This window comes from uncultured Enorma sp. (assembly GCA_905210055.1).
In the GTDB taxonomy this organism is placed as follows: domain Bacteria; phylum Actinomycetota; class Coriobacteriia; order Coriobacteriales; family Coriobacteriaceae; genus Enorma.
This window is the reverse complement of sequence record CAJLVH010000046.1, coordinates 1-11811: the sequence shown is the minus strand read 5'-3', so window position 1 is coordinate 11811 and position 11811 is coordinate 1. Positions and strand designations below refer to the sequence as shown.

Genomic DNA, 11811 nt, shown 5'->3' with positions numbered 1-11811 from the left:
AGATGCGCGACCCCCGCCTCGCCGGCGCGACGCTCGATATCCTCGTACGCACGTGTGCAATCATCGAACAGCGACCGCGGCTCGGAAAGCACCACGAGTGTGCCCGCGCTCACATGCGCAAGCGGGCTCTCGGTGCGCTCGCACATGAACGGCAGGTAGCGATCGAGCTCCGGCGTCACCACGCGTGCGTCGGCAAGCTCAAGCTGCGCCGCTAGCTCCGGGTCGCTCTGCGCGGGCTGGTAGAGCGCCACATGCAGGCGATGCACCGCATCGTCGGTCAAGGCGAGCTCGCGGCACGGGTAAATCCGAACGCTCTCGTCGTCGCCGATCGTCTGCCCGGTCGAAGTCACCATGCGCCGGATGCGGTCGATCTCGTCGCCGAAGAACTCGATGCGCACGGGCGCCGAGCTCTGCGCGGGGAACACGTCGACCGCATCGCCGTGTACGCGGAAGAGCCCCGGTGCCGCAGCTTCCTCCGCACGCGTGTAGCCCATGCCCACCAAACGCTGTGGCACGTCTTCGAACGGATGTTCCTCCCCCACGGAGAACGTCACGCTCTCCCAATAGCGGCTCTCCGCCGGCGGCACGCATCGCAGAAGCGACCGCGCCGAGGCGACGACGATGCACGCCTCGCCCCGCGCCAAGCGCTCGAGCGCCGCGCAGCGCATGGCCACCACGGCATCGTCCGGCTGCTTATCCACCCACGGGTAGTCCTCGCGCTCGGGAAAGCGCGCGACATGTTCGATGCCCACATAGGCGGCGAGCCCGCGCGCGGCACGCTCGGCCGCATCCTCGCCGGAGACGATATACACCACGGGACGCGGGCGCCGCGCGAACTGCGCCGCAAGCATAAGCACACGGCCGGACTGCGACACCGCGAGCGTGGCGTCCTTGCCGGCGTCGAGCGCCTCTTCGATAACGCGCGGCCCCTCGGCGGTATACAGTTGTGCAGCAATGCGATGAATGAGCATACGGGTTCCTAGTCGGTTGCTTCGGATGCAGCGGGAGCCGTATCTCCAGGGCCGCCCGCCCCGAGCGGGTAGCCGCCTTCCTCCCGCACGATATACACCGGGCGGCGCTTCGTCTCAAGATACGTCTTTGCCAGATACTGCCCAATGACTCCCAGGCACAGCAGCTGAAGCCCGCCGATGAACGTGATGATGCACGCGAGCGACGGCCAGCCGGCAACCGGGTCGCCGAAGAGCGCCGCGCGCACGACGATCACCGCGACCGCCACGAACGCCACCGCGCAGAGCGCGATGCCCGCATACGAAGCAATCGCGAGGGGCACCGTCGACACGGCGATAATGCCCTCGAACGCATAGCGCGCGAGCCCCCAGAAGCTCCAGCTCGTCGTCCCAGCGGCGCGCTCGGTGTTCTCATAGTCGATCCAGCGCGTGTTGAAGCCGACCCATCCGAAGATACCCTTCGAGAACCGGCAGGTCTCACCCAGCGAGAGCACCGAGTCAACCACTGGCCGGCGCATCATGCGGAAATCGCGCGCGCCGTCGGGTACGGGCGTGGGCGAGATGGCGTTCACCAGGCGGTAGAATATCCGGGCGCCGAGCGATCGCAGCCATGGCTCGCCCGTGCGCGTGATGCGCCGCGTGGCCACGCAGTCGGTATCGGGGTCGTCGTGCAGGATGCGAAGCATCTCCGTGAGCAGCGCCGGCGGGTCTTGCAGGTCGCAGTCCATCACGGCGACGAATTCTCCTTCTGCAGCGCGAAGCCCGGCAAGGAGCCCCGCCTCTTTGCCGAAGTTCCGCGAGAACGAGAGGTACCGGATGCAGAACGGCCGCCGACGCCGATCGCGCGTCACGGAGCGCATGATGCCGAGCGTCCCGTCGCTCGACCCGTCATCCACCAAGATGACCTCCACCTCGCGGCACAGACGCTGGAACTCCTCACCGGCAACGACGTCCTCGAGCGCCTCCAGCGCAAGTGGCAGGCACGCCTCCTCGTTATGGCAGGGTATGACGATGGAAAGCCTCATAGATCTTCTCCTGCAGAGTTTGCGCCGCCTGCGCCGTGATATTTGCACACCATGATCGCCCAGTCGACGCGGTCATACGCACGTGAAACGGTTTCTTCAGACGCCACCTCGAGCCCCGCGGCAGCAAGCTCGGCGCGATCGCGCGCGAGGAGCTCCTCGGTGGGATTCTCGCGGACGAACACCACGGTATCTCCCGCCTCCACGCCATCGAGCGCCTCTTCCCACGAGCCTGCGGGGTCTATGCCCGTGCCATAAGCGCTCCACACGTTTTCCGTCCACCAGGAATCCCGGAGGAAGTCGAGGTACACGAACGTCTCTTCCGGATACTGCCCGCAGAGGACACTCTCCACGCGGGGACTCGGCGAGACCACGACGCCCTGCAAGCCCGACGCCTCCGCCTGTGCCACCGGCTCCATGACCGCATCGACGCTCTGCGTGTTCGTGGCATCGTAGAGCCTGAGCATCACGCCCGCCCAAAGCCCGGTAAACAGCACGGCGACAAGCGCGATGCCAACCGTGAGCGCGCGTATTCCACGGACGGAGCGGGCGCGGTGAAGGCGCTCCCATGCCCGCCCAAGCGCAATCGCCATTGCAAGCGCCACAGGTCCAAGCACCACGACGAGATATCGGTAGAAGAGGATCATCCTGCCCATGCCGAGCGAGGCGAGCACCATGATGATGACAAGCCCCGCATAGACCGCGCCCGCGAAGCAGAGAGCGCGCCACTCGGCAGGCGCAAACCAGGAAGGCGCATCTCCTTGGTCCGCGCGACGCGCGTCGGCGTCATCCGAGGCACCCTGCGCCGCCACACGCCGGCGGTAGCGCAGCACGCCCAGCAGGGCTCCGAGGCATACGAGCACGAGCGCCGCCGACTGGACGGTAAGGTCGCAACTTAGCATGTCTGTGGTGAACGGGAACATGAGCACCGAAACGATCGTGTACGGAAACTCGAACGTGATCCAAAACGAGCTCGCGACCTCGCCCATCTGAGCCGTGAGCATGCGCACCCACGGGAGGTAGAGCACGAGCTGCGCCACGGCGAGTACCGCCCACGCGCGAAGCTTGCGCCGGTCGCACCGCCAGAAGCAGAGCATGAGCCCCGCGTTGATGAGAAACGCCGCAACCGCAGCGTAGTAGTGCAGATACGCCGAGGCGATGCCCGAGGCCCCCAGCGCCGCCCACGCGATACGCGGCGCGCGCTCGTTTGCATGCGCCGCGGACATCAGGCGCAGCGCAGCGAGAAAGCACACCGAGACCGTGAACATCGACCAGGAGTACATGCGAATCTGCCAAGCCATATGCTGGGAAAATGGCAGAAAGAGCACGAGCGCGGAAAACGCGAGCCCCGCGCGCTCCCCGAACATGCGGCGCACCACGACAGGCCCCAAAAGCGCCGCCGCCACCATGCCCGCAACGGAAAGCAGCCGGTACGCGAGGATGCTCTCGCCCACCGCCAGATACACCGCATGCGCCATCCAATAATAGAGCGGCGGATGCACGTCGATAGCGGTAAGCTGCCAGATCTGGGCGAAATTCTGGCGCACGAGCGCAACAGAATAGCCCTCGTCGTACCAGATGTTGCCGTTGAGCGCGCCGGCGATGAGCATGCCGAGCCCCAGGAGAAACACCCCTGCCCACGCCCAGTGCATGCGTTTACTACTTGCCATGAGCTGCATTCCTTACGTTTCGCGCATCGCGTGCCCGCATCCCGTGCGACTGCAATTGCTCGCAGCATTGTACCGCGAGCCGCCACACGCTCATGAAAACCTGACGTGCGGACAATAATCCCGCACGAACCTCCTCAACTCAAACTTCATCGCGCGCTGCAAAAGTTGTCCGCACGTCGTTCTATACTTCAAACGTAACGAGATGTGGATTAAAGCCGCCAAGAGAGGCCTGATCCCAGCGCATTTGATAAGGAGCGTGTATGAGTACCGAACCGAACACCACCGGCCGCCTTTCATTCCCCGAGTACGACGAAGAGGGTCTGTATCCTAGCCAGCAAGTCAACCTCCTGCGCAAAGAGGGCAAACTCGATCTGGCTTATCGCTACGCCCAGCAAGAGCTCGACGACAACCCCGAAGACAAGTACCTCGCAAGCGCCCTTGGATGGGTGTATTACGACTACCTCAAGCAGCAACACGACAAGATCAACGCCGACCACGGTGTCGAGCGCTATGTCCACGTCCTCGAAACGATTGACCAGTTTGAAACAACGTACTCCATTCCCTTAGATGACCTGCTGGCAGACTCAGTCTGTAAGAATTTCACCTCCTCAGCATGGGAGCTCCAGAAGGCTGGAAATCTCGACGGTTTACGCGCGCTCGTCGACGCGCCGCGCCCGTTCTACTACGAAGCATCAGGTCTCGCACTCCCATTCCTCATCGCATTCAAGGATTCCCCTGAAGACCTTGTTCATGTGGTCGACAGCATGCCCCTTTGGTCGCTCCTCGAAGGTCGAGGCCTTGCGAAAAAGAGCTATGAGGGCAAGCAGATAAAGGGCGATGGCGAGCGCCTTGCCGACGATTACCTCAAGGCGCTTCTGGAGCTAAGCGAGACGCGCTCCCTCACGCCGCTTCCTGAAAAAACCGAGCGCACCATCAACAACATCGCATCAATGCTCAAGAAGGCGCATGAAAAGCCCGCATTAGAAAGCTCCAAGCTCATTGCCCAATGGGAATGGACGCCTTACTACCTTGGCCGCGTGTTGACCAAAGCGGGGCGCTATGAGGAAGCGCGCGAATTCCTCGCCCCCATCGCGGTGGCAAAGCCAAAGGAAGAGTACCTGCAGAATGCATTCAAGCGCGCCTGTGCCGACAACCCCGCACTTGGCGAGGCTGGACCGGGCGTCTACCTTGTTTCGAAGACTCCCGTCACACCGGTTTACGTCGAATGGATCAATCGGGAAAAGGGGCTCATCGGCATCGCGGTTCGCCGCATCGAGACAGAACGATCCTATGTGTACGGTGCAAAGCCCTCCACCAGCACCTACATCGATCGGTTCAAGATCAAGGATCGCCAGCGCGCCCAGACGCTCATGGAGGGCTATACGTACGACGCACAGCTCCTTCCCGAGCATGCCGGTTTTGCCGCAGACCCCGTTCCCTGCACGGACAGCGAGTTCGAGAAGGTGTTCGTGAAGCAGTTCTCCGGGCGCTTTGAACAGGTTAAGGCGTTCGGCTTTGTACACCCGTCCCACATTTTCACCTCAGGATACTATGTCTCGCCGAAGCTCCTCGAGCAGCACCCCATTGAGAACCTCTCCATGGTAACGGGGCGCGCCGTAGCCGTATTTAAGCGTAAGAGCAAAGACACAGACGCAGGAACCTGGCGCTTTGAAGTGCAATCTTTCGACACCATCGAAGCGCCCGATCCCGCCGATATCGAGCGTACGTTCGAAGGCGAGTACCGCGCCATGAGGCGAGGGGACGGGGGGTTTGTTGAAGACTGCTTCATCCCCGCAAAGATTTGCCAGGACAACAATGCGGGCATTGCGCTCCGCGACGGCCTCATGGTAGAGGTGCGCGCACGTCTCAGCTGGAACAAGAAGCATGTGAACTGGGGCTGGACGGCTGTCGACGTACGTCCTGTCGAAAACCCCGAAGCATAGCTGCCAACCTTGCCATAGCCTTTTGCGGGGCAATGACGCCCCACGATAGCGCTTGCGTCCAGAGAGACGTGCACCAGGCCACGCGAGTCCAGCGTCGTCAAACGTGAACGCGTCATGGGGTCGCGCCGTCCGCCTGTCTGCCTCTGGGCAATGTTCAGCCTATAGTAAAAGCCGGCGACACCCACACGGGTATCGCCGGCATGCTCTACACGTCATTCAGACTGCCCGTACGGCGGCCACCGCACGGTGCGCACTCGCAGCTACTTGGCCGCACCGTGGCAGATGGCCTTCTCGGTCTCCTTATCGAAGACGTGCACATGGTCGAGCTCGGGCGCGATGCGTACCGTGTCGCCCGCATGGATATCGAGGCGCGAGGAGATGCGCGCGATGTGCCGGCGCTCACCCACGGTGAAGTACACGTACACCTCGCTACCCATGAGCTCGGAGAGGTCGACCTGCGCGTCGATGACGGCACTCGGGGCGGCGTCGAGGTACTCCTGCTCCTCGTGGAAGTCCTCTGGGCGGATACCCACGACGACATCCTTGCCCACGTAGTCCGCGAGCTCGGGGTTCGGCAGGGGGATCCTGCCCATCGCGCCCACGACTTCGTAGCCGTCGCCCGCGCGTTCCACCACGGCATCCATAAAGTTCATCTGCGGCGAGCCGATGAACCCGGCAACGAAGATGTTGTCCGGACGGTCGAAGAGGTTCTGCGGCGTGTCGACCTGGAAGATCTCGCCGTCGCGCATGACGACGATGCGGTCGCCCATGGTCATGGCCTCGGTCTGGTCGTGCGTCACGTAGACGAACGTGGTCTCGAGGCGGCGGTGCAGGGCAGAGATCTGGGCACGCATCTCCGTGCGCAGCTTCGCGTCGAGGTTCGAGAGCGGCTCGTCGAGCAAGAACACCGCTGGGTCGCGTACCATGGCGCGACCGAGCGCCACGCGCTGGCGCTGGCCGCCGGAGAGCTCCTTGGGCTTGCGGTCGAGGAACTTCGTGAGCTCCAGGATCTTCGCCGCCTCCTCGACCTTGCGCCGAATCTCGTCCTTGGGAGTGCGGCGCAGCTCGAGCGCGTAGGCCATGTTGCGATACACCGTCATGTGCGGATACAGCGCGTAGTTCTGGAACACCATGGCGATGTCGCGGTCCTTGGGCTGCACGTCGTTCACGCGCTTGTCGCCAATGTACAGGTCACCCGACGAGATGTCCTCGAGACCGGCGATCATGCGCAGCGTCGTGGATTTACCGCAGCCCGAAGGCCCCACGAGCACGATGAATTCCTTGTCCTTAATCTCGAGGTTCAGATCCGGCACGACCGTGACCTTGTTGTCGTAGGTTTTCGTGACGTGCTTGAATGTGATGCTTGCCATCTTCTATTCCTTCCTCTCGTCTTCGCAGATGAGCACGAACGCCTCGAAGGGGCGCAGCTCGCCATCTCCGCGGTTGCCATAGTTCGCAAGGACCGTGCGCGCGCCCGTCCAGTCCTCGGGCAGATCGAACGCCACGGCCTCGCCGCCGAAATTGCACGCGACGAGCGCGCGCGTGCCTCCGAGCAGCCGCTCGTAGGCGTACACATGCTCATCCGTCGACGCGATCAAGCGGTAGCGGCCGTACACGAGTACCTCATGCGCGCGGCGTACCGCGATGAGCCGACGGTAGTAGTGGAAGACCGAGTCCGCGTCGGCCAGCGACTCCTCGACGTTGATCTTGTCGTAGTTGGGGTTGAGGGCGTGCCAGGGCGTACCCTCGGTGAAGCCGCCGTTCGTCTCCGCGCTCCACGGCATGGGCGTGCGCGCGTGCTCGCGGCTGCGGTAATTGATGATCTCCATCATCTCGTCCGGCTCCACAAGCCCGGCTTCCGTGAGCTCTGCGAAGGCGTTCCGCGTATGGACGTCGTCAATCTCGTCGATGCCCGTAAACACGCAGTTCGTCATCGCGATCTCGTCGCCCTGGAAGATATAGGGCGTGCCCTGCATGAGGTACAGGCAGGTGGCGAGCATCTTGGCCGAAAGCTTGCGCCGCGCATTCGTCGAGGTGTCGCCGAAGCGCGAAACCACGCGCGGCTGGTCGTGGTTGCCCCAGAAGAGTGCGTTCCATGCGCGTCCCTCGAGCGTCTCCTGCCAGCGGGTCATGACGCGCTTGATATCCGCCACCGACCAATCCCAATCGCGCGTCCACTTGCGCGACTCGCCGCCATCCACATCCATGAGCTCGAACTGGAACGCCATGTCGAGCTCCTCGCGGTCGAAGCCGGCATAGAGGCACGCGAGCTCGGGCGTCACCGCCGCGTTCTCGCCCACCGTCATGTCGTCATAGTGCGTAAGCACCCGTTCGTGCATCTCGTGCAGATACTCATGGACGCGAGGCCCGTTCGCGCACTGCGGCTCGTAATCGCCCCACAGGCCGTCCGCACGCACAGGGCCGTCTTCGAAGCCCGCCTTGGAGATGAGGCTGATGACGTCCATACGGAACCCGTCGATGCCCTTCTTGAACCAGAAGTCCATCATGTCGAAGACCTCGTCGCGCACGCGCGGGTTCTCCCAGTTGAGGTCCGGCTGCTCGGGCGTAAAGAGATGCAGGTAGTACTGGCCGCTTGCCTCGTCGAACGTCCAAGCGGAACCACCGAAGCAGCTGCCCCAGTTGTTGGGCGCGCCGCCGTCCGACGCCGGATCACGCCAGATGTAGAAATCGCGGAACTCGCCAGCGGGGTTTTGCTTGCTCGCGATGAACCAGGGATGCTGGTCGGAGGTGTGGTTCACCACGAGATCCATGACAAGGCGCATCCCGCGCGCATGGAGCGCGGCGAGCAGCTCGTCGAAATCGTCCATCGTGCCGAAGGTATCGAGAATGGAGCGGTAATCGGAGATGTCGTAGCCGTTGTCCACGCCCGGGGAGCGGTAGATGGGGTTGAGCCATACCACATCGACGCCGAGCGCGGAAAGGTAGTCGAGTTTGGCGATGATGCCGCACAGGTCACCGATGCCGTCCCCGTTCGCGTCGTAGAAGCTCCGAGGATAGATCTGGTAGACGACCGCTTCCTTCCACCACGTGCGCCCGCCGGGTCTCTCCGCTTCCGGGGCCGCCGGGCTGCCCGGTCGCTCCAGAAGCGACGCCAGCTCGGAGACGTCCTCCACGCGCGCATCCGGCGCGCAGTGAAGCGGCCAGGCACCGCGCCCCACGCCCACGCAGGCCATGCCGCCCGCGCGCGCCGCCTCGAGGCCGGCCACAGCATCCTCGACCACCAGGCACTCCCCCGGCTCGAGCCCGAGCGCGTCAGCCGCCCGCAGGAACACCTCGGGGTCGGGCTTGGAGCGCTCAATCTGGGAGCCATCGATCACAGCGTCGAAGAGGTCGGTCGCCTGCAGCCGCTCCAGGATATAGGGCGCGTTCTTGCTCGACGAGCCCACAGCGAGCTTGAAGCCCGCCTCCCGCAGGCCGCGAAGCATCGCGCGGGCCGCCGGATCCATGTCCTCGGGCGTCATCTGCGCCAAGAGCGCACGATAGCGCTCGTTCTTCTCGGTCGCGAGACGCTCCTTCTCCGCATCGGAATAGTCATGCGGGCTGCCTTCGAGGATGATCTCCAGGCTCTCCATACGGCTCACGCCGCGCAGGCGGTCGTTGATCGTCCAGTCGAAGGGTGCCTCCACCTCGCGGGCGCAGTCGAGCCACGCCTCGTAATGGAAACGATCCGTGAAGCAGAGCACGCCATCGAGGTCGAAGATGATGCCCCGGGGCGCGAGTCGACGGGCAAGCCGCTGGGACAGCCCGGATGCCACGCTCGTCATGCCGCATCACCCGCCCCGCACACGCACCGAGCCTGCGGCTCCTCGTGCGACACGCTAAACGCGCGCCCGTCGATGGTGAAGGAGACCGGGGCACCGGAAAGGTGCTCGACGGTCATCGCATCGGGCTCGACCGCCACACGCAGGCGACTCCCCTGCCAGCTCATCTCGAACGCGAGACGCTTCCACGTGCCCGGCAGGTGGTTCGCGAACGAGAGCTCGCCGTGCTCCCACATGAGGCCGGCGAAGCCGCACGCGGCGCACTGCCAGACGTTGCCCATCGAGGCGCTGTGGATGCCCTCGTCCGAAGACGTGGGGTTCTCGCCGAAGTCCACGCGCACCGCATGGCGGTACATGTCGAGCGCCATATCTTCAAGCCCAAACCATGCAGCAAGGATTCCATGCTGACCGTGGCTCAGCGAGGAGTCGTGCAGGCAACGGCCTTCGTAGAACACGAAGTTGCGCTTGGCGACCTCGGGCTCGAACAGATCGGGCATCACGCGCAGGAGCATGACAAGGTCCGCCTGCTTCGACACCATGACCTTATTGGCCTCTTCCCAGCCGTAGTCCTCGAAGATCGAGGAGACGCCCGCTTCGCTGCGGTACTTCGAAAGATCGACCTCGGCAAGGCCGAGGTACTGGTCGTTTTGCGGAACGAGCCCGTCTTCGCGCGGCCCGGGCAGGTACATCCCGCCCGCCCGCTCGCGGAACTTCGCGGCGAGCTCATGCAGGTTGTAGCGACGCGAAAGCTGCTCGCAGGCGTCCGGCCAGCACTTAGGCATGGCGTCGATGATATCGGCCGCATGTGTGAGGGTAAACGCCGCGAGGTAGTTCGTGAAGGCGTTGTTATCGACGTGCTCTTTGTACTCATCCGGCCCGATGACGTTCGTGATCTCGTAGCGACGGGCTTCGGGCTTCCACTCCACGCGGCTCGCCCAGAAGCGTGCGCACTCCACCATAAGCTCGCAGCCGTAGCGCTCCATGAACTCCTCGTCGCCCGTCACCGCATGGTAGAGGTATACGCCCCACGCGATATCTGCCGTGATGTGGTGTTCGAGCACGCCGGTCAAGATCGGGATGCTCTCGCCTGTCACGATGTCCGCCGCACCGAAGAGCGGCGTCGTCTCGCCATCGTCCAGCCAGGCGCTCTCCCACGGGAACATCGCGCCCTCGTAGGCGTTCTCCCGCGCCTTGGCATAGGCACCGGGCAGCGAGAGGTAGCGGTACACGAGCAGCGCCCGCGCCGCCGCCGGGTCCGTGAGTGCATAGTAGGGCAGCAGGAAGATCTCGGTATCCCAGAACGAATGGCCTTTGTAGCCCTCGCCCGTCATACCCTTGGCACCAATTCCCGCGCGCGGTTCGCCGCGGTCGATCATGATGTTCAGGTGATAGAGCGCAAAGCGCATCCCCAGCTGGTCAAAGGGGTCGTCGCTTTCAATCTCCACATCGGCGTGCGCCCAATAGCGCTCCCATGCGGCGCGCGAGGCCTCGAAGAGCCCCTCGTAGCCCATGGAAGAGACGCTTGTGATGCAGGCGTCGCCCACCTGAAGCACGCGGGCGCTGTCCTTGATGCCGCCCAGGCGCTCGGCGCTCGCGAAGGAGCGGTCGCGACCCGTGTGGTAGCACGAGATCTTATCCATGCTGAGCGGGACGCCCGGCTCGAGGTCGAAGGTATAGCGCATCACGAAGCGCCGGCGCTGCATGACGGGGAGCGACCGCGCGGGGTCGGCCGAGAAGCTGTGCTCGCAGTGGATCGCGATGGGGACGCGCGACTCGCTCGTGCGCGTCGCCATGCGCAGGATCCGCCCGTCGATGAGGCGCTTCTCGCCATCGTGGAGATGCTGGGAGCCGCTGTTCGTCATGCGCGCGTCGATGCCGCTCTCCACCATAAGGCGCACCGGGCCGCTCAGCACCTCGATCTCGAGCGTCGCAGCCACGACGTGCTTCTGCGCGAGCGAGACCATGCGGCGCGAGCGGATGCGCACGGCATCGCCGGCGGGGCTCGTCCATACGCAGCTCCGCTCGACCTCGCCCGTGCGGATGTCGAAGCGCGAGAGGTAGTCGCGGTATGTGCCGCGGTCGAGCGAGAACCGCTCGCCGTTCACGGTAAGATCGATCGCCGTCACATCGGGCAGGTTCGGCAGCTCCGTTACCTCGTCGGGCAGCGCCTTGTTGAAGGTGAGCGTCGCGAACGTGCCGCGTGTCTGCCCCACGTAGCGTTCATCCTCCGCGCAGCGCACGTTGATGTAGCCGTTTCCCTGTGCGTAGATCGACTCTGTCTTCGCCGTGTGCGCGGGGTCGAACGCCCGGCGCTCGACCGTCCACCCGGGAAGCCAAGTTCGCTCTTTCATATGTGCTGCTCCTTTCCTAGGGGCGCATGCCCCCGGTCGGGGCGTATCGTGCAAACTCCAATACCGGCTCCCCCC

6 protein-coding genes and 1 pseudogene are annotated in these 11811 nt (G+C 64.1%); 1 reads left to right on the top strand and 6 read right to left on the bottom strand.

Going from position 1 to position 11811, the window contains the following annotated elements:
* The 3 genes and pseudogenes from QZ079_RS04605 to QZ079_RS04595 form a co-directional block, all read right to left on the bottom strand.
* Window positions 1-971 (bottom strand): annotated as a pseudogene (locus tag QZ079_RS04605) (transcription-repair coupling factor); the annotation flags it as partial.
* 8 nt (window positions 972-979) lie between these two features.
* Window positions 980-1993 carry a glycosyltransferase family 2 protein gene (locus QZ079_RS04600; protein ID WP_297035661.1) on the bottom strand — a complete coding sequence of 338 codons (1014 nt, stop codon included), beginning with the start codon at window positions 1991-1993 and terminating at the stop codon, window positions 980-982.
* Window positions 1990-3660, bottom strand: a complete 1671-nt coding sequence (locus QZ079_RS04595) for a glycosyltransferase family 39 protein (protein WP_297035658.1) — start codon at window positions 3658-3660, stop codon at window positions 1990-1992. The genes QZ079_RS04600 and QZ079_RS04595 overlap by 4 nt, the downstream gene beginning before the upstream one ends.
* A gap of 260 nt (window positions 3661-3920) precedes the next feature.
* On the opposite strand from QZ079_RS04595, the gene QZ079_RS04590 reads away from it, so the two are divergent.
* Window positions 3921-5603, top strand: coding sequence for a hypothetical protein (locus QZ079_RS04590; RefSeq protein ID WP_297035655.1), 1683 nt, complete (start codon window positions 3921-3923; stop codon window positions 5601-5603).
* Between the two features lie 260 nt (window positions 5604-5863).
* Here QZ079_RS04590 and ugpC read toward each other — a convergent pair whose 3' ends face one another.
* The 3 genes from ugpC to QZ079_RS04575 are packed head-to-tail and all read right to left on the bottom strand — an operon-like array spanning window position 5864 to window position 11736.
* Window positions 5864-6973, bottom strand: coding sequence for an ABC transporter ATP-binding protein (ugpC, locus tag QZ079_RS04585; protein ID WP_297035652.1), 1110 nt, complete (start codon window positions 6971-6973; stop codon window positions 5864-5866).
* Between the two features lie 3 nt (window positions 6974-6976).
* Window positions 6977-9388 carry a beta-phosphoglucomutase gene (gene pgmB, locus QZ079_RS04580; protein ID WP_297035650.1) on the bottom strand — a complete coding sequence of 804 codons (2412 nt, stop codon included), beginning with the start codon at window positions 9386-9388 and terminating at the stop codon, window positions 6977-6979.
* Window positions 9385-11736, bottom strand: coding sequence for a glycoside hydrolase family 65 protein (locus QZ079_RS04575; protein WP_297035647.1), 2352 nt, complete (start codon window positions 11734-11736; stop codon window positions 9385-9387). The genes pgmB and QZ079_RS04575 overlap by 4 nt, the downstream gene beginning before the upstream one ends.
* Window positions 11737-11811 lie beyond the last annotated feature (75 nt).